We start from the raw sequence: 16,099 nt of genomic DNA, 5'->3' as shown, positions 1-16,099 counted from the left end.
CTGATATCTTCCAGTCCAGCGACTTCCCGTCCGGCCCGTCCGGCGACGGCGTGCCGGAAGCCGAATCCCTGGCGCCGGACAACCGCTCCCTCGAAGAGCGCATCCTTGGCGGCCTCGACGCCGAACAGCGTGAAGTCGCCAGCACCCTGCAGGGGCCCATGTGCGTCCTCGCGGGGGCCGGTACCGGCAAGACCCGCGCCATCACGCACCGGATCGCCTACGGTGTGCACTCCGGCGTGTACAGCCCGCAGCGGCTCCTGGCTGTCACCTTCACTGCCCGGGCGGCGGCCGAGATGCGCAGCCGCCTCCGCGACCTCGGCGTCGGGAACGTCCAGGCCCGCACCTTCCACGCGGCTGCGCTGCGCCAGCTCCAGTTCTTCTGGCCGCAGGCCGTCGGCGGAGTCCTGCCCAACCTGCTGGACCACAAGGCCCAGATGATCGCCGAGGCCGCCCGGCGGCTGCGCCTCAGCACCGACCGCGCCTCGATCCGGGATCTGGCTTCTGAAATCGAATGGGCCAAAGTTTCCATGCTGACGCCCGCCAACTACCTGGAAAAAGCCCAGGGCCGCGGCACCCCGGGCGGTTTTGACCTGACGGCCGTCGCCCGTGTCTTCCAGTCCTACGAGGACGTCAAGACAGACCGGAACGTCATCGACTTCGAGGACGTGCTGCTGATCACCGTGGGCATCCTGCAGGAGGACCCCAAGGTCGCCGCCACCGTCCGCGAGCAGTACCGGCACTTCGTCGTCGACGAGTACCAGGACGTTTCGCCGCTGCAGCAGCGGCTGCTGGAACTGTGGCTGGGCGGCCGTGACGAGCTGTGCGTCGTCGGCGACGCCAGTCAGACCATCTACTCGTTCACCGGCGCCTCGCCGAAGCACCTGCTGGGCTTCAAGGCGCAGTATCCCGAGGCCTCCGTGGTCAAGCTGATCCGCGACTACCGCTCCACCCCGCAGGTGGTGAAACTGGCCAACGAGCTGCTGGGCGGCAGGCGCAGCGGCGGCCCGGCGGCGGACGCAGCCTGGGCAACGCCCCTGCAACTCGTGGCGCAGCGCCCCGCAGGGCCGGCCCCGCAATTCACGGAATGCTCCGACGACGAGGCGGAGGCCGCCACCGTGGCGGTCAAGGTCCGCGGGCTCCTCGATGCCGGCACGCCCGCCAGCCAGATCGCCGTGCTGTTCCGCACCAACGGCCAGTCCGAGGCCTACGAACAGGCCCTGGCCTCGGCGGGGATCGGCTACCAGCTGCGCGGCGGCGAACGGTTTTTCGCGCGCAAGGAAGTCCGCGACGCCATCCTGCAGCTGCGGGCAGCCACCCGGGCCGTCGCGGAGACGGCCAGCCCCGAACCGCTGGGCCAGCTCGTCCGCGACATCGTCGCCTCGCTGGGCTACACGGACGCCGCCCCGCACAGCGGCGGAGCGCTCCGGGAACGCTGGGAGTCCCTCGCGGCACTCGTGGCGCTGGCCGACGAGCTCGTGGTCAGCCGCGGTGCCCAGTTCACCCTCTCCGACTTCGTCAATGAACTCCAGGAACGCTCCCTCGCCCAGCACGCACCGACGGTCCAGGGCGTCACCCTCGCGTCGCTGCACGCCGCCAAGGGACTCGAATGGGACGCCGTGTTCCTTGTCGGGCTCAGCGAGGGCCTCATGCCGATCTCCTTCGCCGACACCCCCGAGTCCGTGGACGAGGAACGCCGCCTGCTGTACGTCGGGATCACCCGGGCACGGGAACACCTGTTCCTGTCCTGGTCCACGGCGCGTACCCCGGGCGGGCGCGCCAACCGGAAGCCGTCGCGCTTCCTGGACGGTCTGCGTCCAGACTCCGTGGCCAGCTCCTCGGCCCGCGGCAAGGGACCTGCACCACGCCGCAAGGCCGCCGTGCCGGCCACCTGCCGGGTCTGCGGGACCATGCTCTCCTCCGGCGCCGAACGCAAGGTGGGCCGCTGCAACCAGTGCCCGCCCAGCTATGAGGAGCAGACGTTCGATGCGCTCCGGCAATGGCGCAAGGACACAGCGCTCGACGCCGATGTCCCCGCCTTCGTGGTCTTCACCGACGCCACCTTGACCGCCATTGCCGAGGCCCGGCCCGAATCCCTCGAACAACTCGCCAAGCTGCCCGGGGTGGGACCGTCCAAGCTGGAGAAATACGGCGAGGCAGTACTGGCAGTGCTGGTCGAAAGCACCACCGTCTGATGGCGGGCCGCAGCATCACACGTTCCCGCAACGAGGCTGGCGGCCCGGCGGCACCCCCCGGCACGCCGCTGACCACCGCAGACGGCGCGCCTGTGGAAGTGCGGCGCTCGGCACGCCGCCGGCGGACTGTGGCCGCTTTCTGGGAGAACGGCACGGCGGTGGTGGCCATACCGGCCTCCTTCAGCCGCGCCCAGGAACGCGAATGGGTGGACAGAATGCTGGAGAAGCTGCGGCTGCAGGGGGAGCGGGGGACCCGCGGCGCGGGACGGCGGCGTCCGCGGAGCGACGCCGCCCTGGCGGCGCACGCCAGCGAACTCTCTGCCAGGTACTTCGGCGGCCGGGCGGTGCCGTCCTCGGTCCGCTGGGTGGGCAACCAGAACTCCCGCTGGGGGTCCGCGACGCCGTCGGACGGGACCATCCGGCTCTCTGACAAGCTTCAGCCCATGCCGCAGTGGGTCATCGACTACGTGCTTCTCCATGAACTGGCGCACCTGCTGGTGGCCGGCCACAACGCCGCGTTCTGGCGGCTGCTCGAGGCCTACCCTGATACCGACCGGGCCAAGGCATTCCTCGAGGGAGTCTCGTTCGCCACGTCCCGCGGCCTCGCGCCGGCCGGCGACAGCGAAGACGACGGCGACGACGACGTGGACGTGGACGTCGAAAGCCCCGGCTGGAACTGAAGTTCCGGCCGGGGCTTTTCCCGTTCAGCCGCTACGGCTTAGGGCCTTCGCCCTCTCCGGGAACATCATCGGTTCCCGGTTCACCCTTTTGCCCGGTTTGTCCGGGTTGTTCGGTTTGGTCGGCTACGCCTGGTTCGCCTGGTTCGTCGGCTTCGCTGGGTTCGCCGGTGCCGTCCGTGGGCTCACCGGATTCCTCGGGCTCGTCGAATCCGCCGTTCAGCAGTTTCTGCAGCGCGTCGTCCACCTCGGAGTCGCTGGCTTCGGCAAGCTTCCTGCGCTCGCTGAAACCCTTCGGGTCCTCCAGGTCTTCGGCGGTGGGCAACAGATCCGGGTGGTGCCAGATTGCGTCGCGGCCGTCAACACCGCGTTCGTCCTTCAGCGAGGCCCACAGCGCGGCGGCCTCCCGAAGCCGGCGCGGCCGCAGTTCCAGTCCCACGAGGGAGGAGAACGCGTGCTCGGCCGGTCCTCCGGTGGCGCGGCGGCGCCGCACCGTCTCGCGCAGCGCCGCAGCCGAGGGCAGCATTTTTTCGGTGGCGGCCCAGCTCAGTTCATCAACCCAGCCCTCCACCAGGGCAAGGGCGGTCTCCAGCTTCTCGAGGGCCTGCTCCTGCGCCGGGGTCCGCTGCGGCATGAAGACACCCTGCGACAGGGCATCCTGGATGCCTTCCGGGTTGCCCGGATCCAGTTCGCGGGCGAGTTCCTCGATTTTCGACGTGTCGATGTGGATGCCGCGGGCATACGCCTCGATCGCGCCAAGGAGGTGCCCCCGCAGCCAGGGAACCTGGACGAACAGCCGGGCGTGGGCTGCTTCGCGGACGGCCAGGAACAGCCGGATGTCGTTCTCCGGCAGGCTGAGGCCCTCGCCGAACTTGGCCACGTTGGAGGGCAGCAACGCCATTTCGAGGTCGGCGAGCGGAACGCCGATATCCGTGGAGCTGACCACCTCGGCCGAGAGAGCGCCGATGGCCTGGCCCAACTGCATGCCGAAGATCGCCCCGCCCATGTTCTGCAGCATGGAGGAGGCGCCGCCCATCATGGACTTCATCTCTTCCGGCATCTGCTCGGTCATGGCGGTGGAGAGTGCATTCGCGATGCTGTTGGCTACCGGCTCGGTCAGGCGCTTCCAGGTTCCGAGCGTTTCTTCAACCCACTCGGCCCGGGACCAGGCCCGGCCGATCAGCCCGGTGGCCGGCAACCCGGTGACCTGGTCAAGCCACATCTCGGCGAGCCTCAGGGCCTCATCGACTTCCCGCGTCTGCTGCGCCGTGACGGAGGGGTCGGATCCGCTGGCGGCCACGCGCCGGGCGTTCTCGTGAGCAAGCTGCCAGTTGACGGGGCCTTCCGAGGGGGCGCTCATCATGGCCTGGACCTGGGAGAACATCTGGGCGAGGAGGTTCGGATCGTCCGGAAGCCCCGCGGCCTTCGCCAGTTCCGCAGGGTCGATGTTCCCCATGCCCTGGCCGCCCATCAGGTTCTTCAGCATTTCTGCCAGCGGATCCTGGGGCTCCTCGTCGCCATTGGACGGATTAAGTGGGTTGGAGGTCATGATCCCGCCGATCGTCGGTGTGGCTGCTTCTCACGTTCACGGTACCCCGCTGCCAGCGGGCTGTCTGCTGAAACCCCGCCACGTTCGCTGTAGGCAAAGAGCCGGCCAAGCAGCCGAGCGCGTAGTGTTAGAGACTGGAATATTTGCAGGCGGCAGCCGCGGCGCAGGTTGCGGTCGCGGTGCGCTGACCAGGGGTCCGACGGGTCCCCGGGCGCCGGCACGGAGAGGTCCTTCTTTGACGATTACGCAGGGCGAGCAGCCCGCCAGCGAGCCGGCGGCCGGCCAGTCCCGGGGCAGACGGTCCCTCCTCCCCGGACCACGTTCCGCGGGGAAGCCGGACAAGCGCGCATCAGCCATGCTCGTGTCGGGACTGCTCACCCTGGCGCTGGGTATCACCGCGTTGAGCCTGCCCGTCCCTTACGTCGTGGAATCACCCGGCCCGACGTTCAACACGTTGGGCAGTGACAACGGAAAACCGGTCATCAGCGTTACCGGCCATGAGTCGTTCCCGGCGGAAGGCAACCTGGACCTCACTACCGTCTACGTTGACGGGGGCCCCAACGGGCCGGTGACTGTCGTGGAAGCGCTGTCGGCCTGGCTCAACGGCGCCAAGGCCGTCTACCCCGAGGAACTCGTCTTCCCCACCGGCGTCACGAAAGAACAGTCCCAGCAGGAGAGCGCTGTGGCGATGACTACCTCGCAGGAGAACGCAGTGGCCGCCGCCCTCAAGGAATTGGGCACGCCGTTCGAGCAGAAAATGCTGGTCGCGGGTATCCCCGAGGGCTCCGCCTCCGCCGGCAAACTCCAGGAAAACGACGTGCTGGTGTCCGTCAACGGCAAGCCGGCGACCGCGCTGAGCGTCGTCCAGGCCGAACTGGCCGCCGGAAACGGCGCCCCGGTGGACGTCGTGGTCGACCGTGACGGCAACAATGTGACGGCCAATATCACGCCGTCCAAGACCCCGGCCGGGCGGTTCATCCTCGGCGTCATGCTGCAGTACCAGTTCAAGTTCCCCTTCGACGTCAAGATCTCCCTCGAAAAGGTGGGAGGTCCCAGCGCCGGGATGATGTTTGCCCTTGGCATCGTGGACACCGTCACCCCCGGCGACATGACCGGAGGCAAGCATGTCGCGGGAACCGGAACCATCACCCCCGACGGAGCCGTTGGCCCGATCGGTGGCATCAGCCAGAAGATGCACGGCGCGCGGTCCGGCGGCGCCACCCTGTTCCTGGCCCCGGCCGCAAACTGCGACGACGTCGTCGGCCATATCCCGGACGGACTGCAGGTGGTTCGGGTCGAAACCCTGGCCGAAGCGCGGAAAGCTGTCGAACTGGCCGCGTCAGGGGCCGACACATCTGGTCTTCCGGTTTGCTCCACCAACTAGACTGGCCGCGGAACTAAGATCCGCTGCCACTCGTGGCACATATGACGGCTCCGCCGCCCCCTCCGGGCGGTGCCGGCGGCAGGCACGGCGCGGCAACTTGGGTTGCCGCATCGAAGCACCGCACTGATAACTAAAAACCAGTAACTGACGACCAGCTATGAGGTACCGAGTTTGTCCCGTCCCGCCAGCACTGTCCCGCCCGGAAGACCCCAGCAACGACGAGGCGCACTGACGCCGACGTTGATCGTGGTGGCCTTGATCGTGGTCGGCTTCATCTTCTTCGCCAATGTCTGGACGGACGTCCTCTGGTACCAGCAGTTGGGCTTCTTCGAAGTCTTCCTGACCGAGAACCTGGCACGCATCGTCATCTTCCTGACCGGCTTCGCCATCATGTTCGCCGCCGTGTTCTTCGCCATCCGGATCGCCTACCATGCGCGTCCGGTCTACGCGCCGGACTCGGACATCCGGGACAACCTGAACCGCTACCAGGTCCAGCTTGAACCGGTCCGCCGCGTCGTTATGATCGGCCTGCCCATCCTCTTCGGGCTGTTCGCCGGCAGCGCCGCCGCCAGCCAATGGCAGCGGGTGCTTCTGTTCCTGAACCAGGAACCCTTCAACCAGAACGATCCGCAGTTCGGGCTCGACATCAGCTTCTACCTGATGACCCTTCCGTTCCTGGGCTTCGTCACCGGCTTCCTGATCAGCGTCACCATCGTCGCCGGTGTTGCCGGCATCCTGACGCACTACCTCTACGGCAGCATCCGGATCATGGAACGCGGCATCTTCACCAGCCGTGCGGCGCAGATCCATCTCGCCGTCACCGGTGCGGCCTTCCTGCTCCTGCTGGGCGCCAACTTCTGGCTGGACCGCTACGCCTCCGTCCAGAACAGCGGAGGCCGCTGGGCCGGTGCGCTGTACACAGACGTCAACGCCGTCATCCCCACGAAGTCCATCCTGGCCGTGGCTGCGGTCCTCGTCGCCGTGTTGTTCGTCATCGCCGCCGTGATCGGCAAGTGGCGGCTGCCCGTCATCGGCACCGCCATGCTGGTGATCACGTCCATCCTGGCCGGCGGCGTCTACCCCTGGGTGATCCAGCAGTTCCAGGTACGCCCTTCGGAGCAGACGCTCGAGAAGCAGTACATCGAGCGGAACATCAACATGACCCGCTCGGCCTACGGCCTGGATAAGATCCAGGAGTCGGTGTACAACGCCACCACCAACGCCACCACGGGCGCCCTGGCCCCCGACGCGCAGACCACGGCCAACATCCGGCTGCTGGATCCCAACCTGATCTCGGACGCGTTCTCCCAGCTCGAGCAGTACCGCCCCTATTACCAGTTCCCCAGCGCACTGAACGTGGACCGCTACGAGATTGACGGGAAGATCCAAGACACCGTCATCGCGGTCCGCGAACTCAACCCGGACGGGCTGAGCGCCAACCAGCAGTCCTGGCTTAACCGCCATGTTGTCTACACCCACGGCTACGGCGTCGTCGCCGCCAAGGGTAACAAGTTCACCGTCGACGGCAAGCCGGAATTCCTGCAGGCCGGAATCCCGTCCACCGGCGTTCTCGGCAATGACTCGACCTACCAGCCGCGGGTCTACTTCGGCGAAAACTCGCCCGACTACTCCATCGTCGGAGCCCCCGACGGCGCCCCGAACCGCGAGCAGGACCGGCCCGCCGCCAAGGAAGGCGGCGGCGAAACGCAGTACACGTTCACCGGCGACGGCGGCCCGAACGTGGGCAGCTTCTTCAACAAGGTCCTCTACTCAATCAAGTTCCAGTCCTCGGACCTGCTGCTCTCTGACGGTGTGAACGCCGAGTCGCAGATCCTGTACGACCGCAACCCCCGGGAACGCGTCGAAAAGGTGGCCCCGTACCTCACCGTGGACGGCAACGCCTACCCCGCCGTCGTCGACGGCAGGGTGAAGTGGATCGTGGACGGCTACACCACCAGCCAGCACTACCCGTACTCCCAGCAGGAGCAGCTCTCCGAGGCTACCGCCGATTCGCAGACGACGGCGGGGCGGACAGCCTCCCTGCCGAACACCTCCGTCAACTACATCCGCAACTCGGTCAAGGCCACTGTGGACGCCTACGACGGAAAAGTGACCCTCTACGCCTGGGACGATCAGGACCCGGTACTGAAGGCGTGGCAGAACATCTTCCCGAGCTCGCTCAAGCCGTTCTCGGAAATGTCCGGGGCGCTCATGAGCCACGTCCGCTACCCGGAGGACCTGTTCAAGGTCCAGCGGGAACTCCTGGGCCGCTACCACGTCACCCAGGCGGACAACTTCTACACGAACAACGACGCCTGGAGCGTGCCGAACGATCCGACCGTCCAGAGCGACGTCAAGCAGCCCCCGTACTACATGTCCCTGAAGATGCCTGATCAGGACAAGCCGGCGTTCCAGCTGACCTCATCCTTCATCCCGCAGGTGGTCAACGGAAACGCACGCAACGTGCTCTACGGCTTCCTGGCCGCGGACTCCGATGCCGGCAAGGAGAAGGGCGTGAAGGCTGAGAGCTACGGCCAGCTCAGGCTTCTGCAGATCCCGCCGGAAACCAATGTGCCCGGCCCCGGCCAGGCGCAGAACAAGTTCAACTCCGACCCCACGGTCTCGCAGGCGCTGAACCTGCTGCGCCAGGGTGCCTCGGCCGTGCTCAACGGCAACCTGCTGACACTGCCGGTCGGTGGCGGCATGGCCTACGTCCAGCCGGTCTACCTGCGGTCCACGGGTGAAACCTCGTACCCCACGCTGCAGCGCGTCCTCGTGGCCTTTGGTGACAAGATCGGGTTCGCGCCGACCCTGGATGAGGCCCTGAACCAGTTGTTCGGCGGTGCATCGGGAGCCAGTGCCGGTGACTCTGCCAACAATGGGCGGACGCCCGCCACGCCCACGCCGGGTGGCACCCCGTCCACTCCGGGCAGTACGGACGCCAAGGCAGAGCTGAAGGCGGCCCTGGAGGAGGCGAACGCCGCCATCAAGGCCGGCCAGGAGGCCCTCGCGAGGGGCGACTTCGCCGCCTACGGCGAGGAGCAGCGGAAGCTCTCGGCGGCCCTGCAGCGTGCCATCGACGCCGAAGCCAAGATCGCGGCGGCGGCACCGGCTCCGGCCCCGGCGGCCACCACCCCGGCGCCCACGCCGGCCCCGACACCGAGCAGCTGACACACGGCTGACGGGGAACATTGTTGAAGGCCGGGTTCGCGCTCCACTGGAGCGGGAACCCGGCCTTCACCTTTACCGCCGGGAACGGACCGCAGTCCGGCGAAGCCGGCAGCGCCGGGAGACGCACATCACGCCACCTCGATTTGGCCTCAAGTTCACCGGCAGGTAGAGTTGATCTTGCGACGCGGGGTGGAGCAGTTCGGTAGCTCGCTGGGCTCATAACCCAGAGGTCACAGGTTCAAATCCTGTCCCCGCAACTGAAAAGAAGGTCCGGACCACTGGAAACACTGGTCCGGACCTTCTGCTTTAAGCCGGGAACGCGTGTCGTGAGCCGCCGGCAGATTGGGAGTTCGGCAAGTGGCTCGGGCGGTCCCAAAAGTAGGGTAGTGTTGATCAAGCGACGCGGGGTGGAGCAGTTCGGTAGCTCGCTGGGCTCATAACCCAGAGGTCACAGGTTCAAATCCTGTCCCCGCAACTGAAGAAGAAGAGAAAGGCCCGGATCTGTTGATCCGGGCCTTTTTTGTTGCCACAGATTCGTGTCCGCAGCCGCAGCCTTCATCCTTCGGCGCGCGGGCGCCTCAGCCGTCCTTGAGACGCTGGTAGGTCTCCAGCGCCCGGGCCCGGGACTCAGGCAGCCCGACCACAGGGTCCGGGTAGCCGGCAGCCGAACCATCGGCCTTCCACGGTTCGTGGATCGTCTTGTCATCCAGCCCGGACAGCTCCGGGAGGTACTCGCGCAGGTAGCGGGCACCGGCGTCGAACTTCTTGCTTTGGGTCACAGGGTTGAAGATGCGGAAGTAGGGCGAGGCGTCGGCGCCGGATCCGGCCACCCACTGCCAGTTCGCCGGGTTGCTCGCGGCGTCGGCGTCCACCAGGGTGTCCCAGAACCACGCCTCGCCGAGCCGCCAGTCGGCCAGGAGGTTCTTGACCAGGAAACTCGCGGCGGCCATCCGCACCCGGTTGTGCATCCAGCCGGTCTGCCAGAGCTGTCGCATGCCGGCGTCGACCAGGGGATAGCCGGTGCGGCCCTGCTGCCAGGCACCGAGTTCGGCGTCCGACGGCGTCTGCCAGGCGAAGCGGTCAAACTCGGGCCGGTAGTTGCGGGTGGCCAGCTCCGGGTTCTCGTACAGCAGCTGCCAGCAGAACTCCCGCCAGCCGAGTTCAGACCGGAAGATCCCGACGTCGGACGGCGCCGCGGGCCCGAAGCGTTCGCGCAGTGCGTGCCAGATCCGGAAGGGGCTGATTTCGCCGAACCGCAGATGGGCGGAGAGCCGGCTGGTCCCTTCGACGCCCGGCGTGTCCCGGCCGGTGCCGTACTCCTCTGCCGGGCCGTCGAGGAAATCCTCAAGCCGTTCGTGGGCACCGGCTTCTCCGGGCTGCCACGTGGCCGCGAGGCCGGCGCTCCAGTCCGGAGTATGGGGGAGCAGCCCCCAGCTGTCGAGTTGGGCGCCGGACGGGAGATTTCCGTCCGCGTCCGCAGCCGGGGCAGGGAGGCGCTCCGGGACGTCCAGGGGGAGCCGGGGCTCCGGCGCCTCCAGGCAGGCCCGCCAGAAAGGCGTGAAGACCTTGTACGGGCCGCCCGCCCCGGTCCGCACCGTCCACGGTTCAAACATCAGGTTCGCCTGGAAGCTGGAAGCAGTGAGGCCCTGTTCGGCGGCCCAGGCCTTGACGCCGGCGTCCACCTCGCGTTCGGGGCCCCCGTAGCGGCGGTTCCACAGCAGGGTCGAGGCCCCGGTTTCCTCCGCAAGGTCCCGGATGATGCCCGCGGCCGGACCGCGGCGCAGCAGCAGGCGGGAGCCCTTGGCCTCCAAACCGGCGGCGAGGTCCGCCAGGGAGTGGTGCAGCCACCATTTCGTGGCGCCGCCGAGGGGACGCACACCGGGGGAGGTTTCGTCGAGGACATACACCACGGTCAGCGGCTGTCCCAGTGAGGCCGCTTCACTCAGGGCCGGGTTGTCATCCAGCCGGAGATCGTCGCGGAGCCAGACAAGGGTCGAGGACAGGTTTCCCGAAGACATGGATCAACGGTACACGCGCGGCCGGTGTGGACGGGACGGCGCTGCCGTGGCACAGCAAGGCACAGCCGGGCACCGCACGGCGAAGGCATGGCAGGAGACAACAGAGGCCGGGCCCCGTGGCGTCTGTCGACCGTCCGGGGCCCGGCCTCTGCAGATCCGGTGCCAAGCGTCCGGCGGAAGCCCGCCGGGGGAGTGTTTAGAGCTTGTCGAAGTCGGCTTCGTCAACCGTCGAGCCGGCCTTGTTGCCCTCGCCGGCGCCGATGGCAGCGGGCGAGCCGCCGGACTTCAGCGCGGCGAGCCGAGCCTCGATCTCGGTCTGCTCACCGAGGTCCTCCAGCGAGTTGAACTGGGCGTCCAGGCTGGACGCGGCAAGTTCCTGCTGGCCGCGGACTTTCGCCTCCTCGCGGCGGATCTTCTCTTCGAAACGGCCCACCTCGGACGTGGGGTCCATGAAGTCGATGCTCTTGAGGGCGTCGTGCACTTGGGACTGGGCAGCCGCGGTCTTGGACCGCGCCACCAGTTCGTTGCGCTTGCTGGTGAGCTCGTTGAGCTTGCCCTTCATCTGGTCCAGGCCGTGCTTGAGCTTGTCCACGACCTCGGACTGGGAGGCGATGCTCGGCTCGGCGGACTTCGCCTCGTTCTCCGCGGACATCTGGCGCTGAAGGGCCACCTTGGCCAGGTTGTCGAACTTCTCGGCGTCGGTGATGTCGCCCTTGGCGCGGTACTCGTCGGCCTTGCGGGACGCTGCGAGGGCCTTGTTGCCCCAGTCCTTCGCGTTCCGGATGTCCTCGTTGTAATCATCCTGGAGCATGCGCAGGTTGCCGATGGTCTGGGCCACCGCAGCCTCGGCCTCGGCGATGTTGTTGGTGTAGTCCCGGACCATCTGGTCCAGCATCTTCTGCGGGTCCTCGGCCTGGTCCAGCAGGGAGTTGATGTTGGCCTTCGCCAGCTGCGCCATGCGGCCGAAAATGGACTGCTTCATGGTGATACCTTTCGTCCTGCTCAGTGGTTCCCACTGAATTCGGTGGTGAACTATGTACGTACTGCTTCTATCCGCCGTTCGGAGCGTTCCCCCTGGCGCCTAGCCTGTAACTGCCTCGTGTGCGGCCCGTGGCGGCTAGAAGCTGCCTGCGTCTCCTCCGCCGAAGTCTCCTCCGCCGCCAAAGTCTCCGCCGCCCCAGCCCCCGCCGGAATCGCCGCCGCCGCCCCAGCCGCCGCCACCACCGCCGCCGTGCAGGATGGAGTTGATCAGGATGCCGCCCAGAATGGCGCCACCCAGGCCGCCGCCGCCCCCGCCGCCGAACATCCCGCCCCGGCCGTAGCCCTGATTGGCGTAGCCGCCGAAGTGGTCGACGTCGGACTGGGCCAGCTGCGCTGCCTGTGCCGCGAGTGCGTGCGCCTGCTGGGCGTACTGCAGGGCGGTGACGGGGTCGTTGCGCGAGATGGACAGCGCGTAGTCGAGGTTCCGCTGGGCCTCAGCCAGGCGGGTCCGGGCTTCGGTGCCCACACCACCGCGGCGGGCGGTGATGTAGTCCGAGGTCGCGCTGATCTGCGCCTGCGCGGACATGATGCTCTGCTGCAGCGAGGCCTGCGCACGGCGGGCCTGCTCCTGCTGGTCGCGGATGCCCGAGAGGGCAGCATCCAGGGACTGGTGTGCCGTCTCGACCCGTTCCAGGGTGGCGATCGGATCGATCTTTCCGCCGTGGATGTCAGCCTTGACCCGTGCCAGCGAGGCTTCCACCGCGGCGACCGGGCCGGCAAGTTCAGGGTGCGCTCCGGACTGGAGCAGGGCTTTGGCCTGGGCCAGGTCCTGGGAGGTGTCGACGACGGCGGACTCAAGGCCGCTGCGCGCCTCGTCGAGGCTTCCCGCGACCTTGGTGATGGCCCCGATCAGCACGTTCGTCTGGTGCAAGCTTTCTTCCGCAGCCCGGACGGCGACGGCGGCGAGGCTGCCTTCACCGGCGCTGAGCTTCTCCTGTGCCGTGACGGAGGCGTTCTGCACGAAGGCCAGCCGTTCCTTGGCCTGGTTGATGTTGTCGCCCACCTGCACCAAGGCGCTTTCGGCATACTTGGCCCGCAGCTCGGCGAGCGACTGCTCGGCGCTGGCGATCTTGGCTTCCGCCTCGCTCGCGCCGGCGCTGACCGCGGCAAGAGCCTGCGGAGCATTCTTTTCGAGCTCGCGGAGTGAATCGAAGTCCGCCTTCTGCTCCTGGAGGGAGGCAAGGGCTGCCTCGGAACGGCGGATGATCTCCCCGAGCCAGGTCCGCTGCTGCTCCTCGGTATCGGGGATGTGGTCATCGAGCTGCTGCTGCAGTTTGAAGGACTCGGACATGTGGCCCTTGGCGTCCTCCAAAGCCTTCGTGAAGTTTCCGACCGCGGCGTCGCCGTACTGTGCCTGCGCGAAGCCAAGTTCCTGCTCGCTGGACTTGATGGCGTCGTCGGCCTCGATCAGCAGCGACCCGCTCTTGCGGCGCAATTCTTCGACGGTGAGCCCGGCGAGCGGATCCAACTCGGCGCCCTGCGCTCCGGAGCCTGCACCGGCGCCCGCGGCAGCCTTCTTCCTGCGGTTGCGGAGGTAGAGGTAGGCGCCCGCCCCGCCCGCTGCAACAACGCCCACGCCGACGAGCACGGCGCTGCCGGCGCCGTCACCCGAGGAAACCGAGCCGCTCCCGCCACCGGCTGCGTCGCCGACGGCAGTCGCAGTGTCGATGGCCGCCTGGGCAAAGTCCCGCTTCCCGCCTGCGAGGTTAGGCACGATGGCGTTCTGGGTAATGTTGGTCTTCTTGGGATAAATGGCGCTGGCCTTGTTTGGCGAGAAGTAGTAGTTGCCGTCGGACATCGTGAGGATCACATCGGCCTTGCCCATGCCTTTGTTGGTGGCTACGGCCTGGGCCCAGGCTTCCGCGTCCGCAGGGTTCTCAAATGTCTTTGCCGTGATCACGTAGAGGTTGTATTTGTGCTCCTTGAGGAGCTTCTGGATGGCTTCCTGGACTTCGCCCTTGCGGCTTCCTAGAAAGTTGCCGCTGTCAACGATGTTTTGACCGGACGGTATGGTCACCGGATCTTCGGCGAGGGCCGGAGCGGCGGGAAGCGCCAGCAGTCCGACGACGCCAAGAACGGCGAGGAGACGTTTATAGGTAGACCGCATGTGCAACCCTTCAGCACTTCTGCGACCAGTTCGGGCCGAACCGGTCGTCACAGAATGCAGCAGCGCCCCCACGCAGATGTAAAGCCGCAGGTCGCTGTGGCGATTCCATTTGATTCTATGGTGCACCCAATAGGCCGTCCACCGGCGGGAATATGCCACCAGCGAAAAGCGCTGAACCGGTCGCTGAACCCGTCACGGCGCCGTCGGGCAGGCCCCCGAAAAGGGGCCCCTTTCCGATGCTCAGCAACCTCCCAGCAAACGTGTGCCCTAGTCTCAGTGAAATCGTCCATAGTTAATGGAGACGATGATGAAAGGAAGTCTTATGACTGAGAACCCAGCGCAGGGCGCTTCACCAGAGGACCGGGAGCCGGCCACGCCGAACGAGGGCCCTTCAGGGCACCCGCAGGCTGCCCCCGCGCCGGACTCAGCGCACGAGAATCCGACCCTCCGGCTGGACCGGGCCGCGGACAACCCCCCGCAGCCGGTCTACCCGCAGCACCAGCCGTCCTACGGCCGACCCCCGGCACCGGAAACCCAGCAGTTCGGAGCGCCGCAGGCACACGGCCAGCAGGGACCCACGGGCCAGCAGAACCCGCAGCACACGGCCGGTTACGGCCAGGCAGCCGGCAACTCCGCCTTTGGCCAGTCCCAGCAGCAGCACAACCAGGGTTCTTTCGGCCCGCCGCAGCACGGCGGCTATGGCGGCAACCAGCCCGGTTCCCCCTACGCCTCCAACCCCGCCCACGCCCCGAAGCGCAAGGCCGCCTTCGGTGTTCCCACCCTTGTGGCCAGCATCCTTGCCGCTGGCCTCGTCGGCGGCGGAGTCGTCGCGGGGACCACGCAACTGCTGGGGGGCCGGGCCCTCCCGTCTGTGGCATCCAGCAACAGCAGCCAGGCCGGCCCCGTCATCGTAAACAACAGGGAAGACGTCAACGCCATCACCGCGGCCGCAGTCAAGGCCACGCCCAGCGTTGTGACCATCAAGGCAACCAACGGCAGCCAGGGCGGCACCGGCTCCGGCATCATCCTCGACGCCGAAGGCCACGTCCTCACCAACACCCATGTCGTCACCCTCGATGGCACAGCGGCCAACGCCGCGATCGAAGTCCGCATGAGTGACGGCAAGGTCTACAGTGCCAAGATCGTCGGCACGGATCCGCTCTCCGACCTCGCTGTAGTGAAGATCCAGAACGGCTCCGGACTGGTTCCGGCGGTCCTGGGCGATTCCGGCAAACTGAACGTCGGCGACACCGCCGTCGCGATCGGCTCGCCCCTCGGCCTCACCGGGACCGTCACCGACGGCATCGTGTCGACCCTGAACCGCACCATCAGCGTTGCCTCCTCGGCCGCTCCCAAGGAGGGTGCCGACAACTCACAAGGTGGCGACCAGGGCTTCCAGTTCGCGCCGCCGGACGGCGGACAGGGCCAGGCCACCGCCGACCAGGGCAGCATCTCCATCAACGTGATCCAGACGGACGCCGCCATCAACCCCGGCAACTCCGGCGGGGCCCTCGTCAACACCAAGGGTGAGATCATCGGCGTCAACGTCGCCATCGCCTCGGCCGGCGGTGACTCCGCCAGCAGCGGCAACATCGGCGTCGGCTTCAGCATCCCGATCAACCACGCCAAACGCGTCGCCCAGGAGATCATCAGCACCGGCAAGGCCACCCACGGCCAGTTCGGTGTGAGCGTGAAGCAGAAGACCGCTAGTTCCTCGGCTTCCGGTTTCTCCGTCGGGGCGGAAGTCGCCACGGTCGAGTCCGGCTCCGCCGCCGACAAGGCCGGCGTCAAGGTAGGCGATGTCGTGACGAAGTTCCAGGACCTCACCATCAGCGATCCGAACCAGCTGACGGCCGCCGTGCGCGAGCAGCCCGCCGGAGCCTCGGTGAAGGTCACTGTCCTTCGCGACGGCAAGGAACAGCAGCTCAATGTGACCCTTGGCACGGCCGCCGAGCAGTAG

9 protein-coding genes and 2 tRNA genes are annotated in these 16,099 nt (G+C 67.3%); 7 read left to right on the top strand and 4 right to left on the bottom strand.

The genetic code is table 11. The features are described from left to right. Positions 1-50 precede the first annotated feature (50 nt). Together LDO13_RS12710 and LDO13_RS12705 are read left to right on the top strand one after the other, a co-directional pair. Positions 51-2,192 carry an ATP-dependent DNA helicase UvrD2 gene (locus tag LDO13_RS12710; RefSeq protein WP_275960876.1) on the top strand — a complete coding sequence of 714 codons (2,142 nt, stop codon included), beginning with the start codon at positions 51-53 and terminating at the stop codon, positions 2,190-2,192. Next, entirely contained in the window at positions 2,192-2,872 is a 681-nt protein-coding gene (locus LDO13_RS12705; protein WP_224047088.1) for a M48 family metallopeptidase, read from the top strand. The genes LDO13_RS12710 and LDO13_RS12705 overlap by 1 nt, the downstream gene beginning before the upstream one ends. A 31-nt stretch (positions 2,873-2,903) precedes the next feature. On the opposite strand, the gene LDO13_RS12700 is transcribed toward LDO13_RS12705, so the two are convergent. Then, entirely contained in the window at positions 2,904-4,418 is a 1,515-nt protein-coding gene (locus tag LDO13_RS12700) for a zinc-dependent metalloprotease (RefSeq protein ID WP_224047087.1), read from the bottom strand. 235 nt (positions 4,419-4,653) lie between these two features. Here LDO13_RS12700 and LDO13_RS12695 point away from each other — a divergent pair, with 235 nt between their 5' ends. From LDO13_RS12695 to LDO13_RS12680, 4 genes are all read left to right on the top strand, one after another. Next, positions 4,654-5,802: a S16 family serine protease gene (locus tag LDO13_RS12695; RefSeq protein ID WP_224047086.1), complete on the top strand. Its 1,149-nt coding sequence runs from the start codon at positions 4,654-4,656 to the stop codon at positions 5,800-5,802. 171 nt (positions 5,803-5,973) lie between these two features. Continuing rightward, on the top strand, positions 5,974-8,973 hold the full coding sequence (locus LDO13_RS12690; RefSeq protein ID WP_224047085.1) for a UPF0182 family protein: 3,000 nt from the start codon (positions 5,974-5,976) through the stop codon (positions 8,971-8,973). A 183-nt stretch (positions 8,974-9,156) separates the two neighbouring features. Beyond that, positions 9,157-9,230, top strand: a tRNA-Met gene (locus LDO13_RS12685). Positions 9,231-9,374: 144 nt separating this feature from the next. Further along, positions 9,375-9,448: transfer RNA gene (locus LDO13_RS12680), tRNA-Met, on the top strand. Between the two features lie 103 nt (positions 9,449-9,551). Here LDO13_RS12680 and LDO13_RS12675 read toward each other — a convergent pair. From LDO13_RS12675 to LDO13_RS12665, 3 genes are all read right to left on the bottom strand, one after another. Next, positions 9,552-10,991, bottom strand: a complete 1,440-nt coding sequence (locus tag LDO13_RS12675) for a deoxyribodipyrimidine photo-lyase (protein WP_224047084.1) — start codon at positions 10,989-10,991, stop codon at positions 9,552-9,554. Positions 10,992-11,187: 196 nt separating this feature from the next. Continuing rightward, entirely contained in the window at positions 11,188-11,973 is a 786-nt protein-coding gene (locus LDO13_RS12670; protein ID WP_224047083.1) for a PspA/IM30 family protein, read from the bottom strand. Between the two features lie 135 nt (positions 11,974-12,108). Continuing rightward, the gene (locus LDO13_RS12665) at positions 12,109-14,139 is read right to left on the bottom strand and encodes a TPM domain-containing protein (RefSeq protein ID WP_224047082.1); all 2,031 of its coding nucleotides are present in this window, start codon (positions 14,137-14,139) and stop codon (positions 12,109-12,111) included. Positions 14,140-14,461: 322 nt separating this feature from the next. Here LDO13_RS12665 and LDO13_RS12660 point away from each other — a divergent pair, with 322 nt between their 5' ends. Next, positions 14,462-16,099: a trypsin-like peptidase domain-containing protein gene (locus tag LDO13_RS12660; protein ID WP_224047081.1), complete on the top strand. Its 1,638-nt coding sequence runs from the start codon at positions 14,462-14,464 to the stop codon at positions 16,097-16,099.

It is taken from the genome of Arthrobacter sp. NicSoilB4, assembly GCF_019977335.1.
GTDB lineage: Bacteria > Actinomycetota > Actinomycetes > Actinomycetales > Micrococcaceae > Arthrobacter.
Note: the sequence above shows the minus strand (reverse complement) of the source record. Positions and strands in the feature narration are given on the sequence as shown.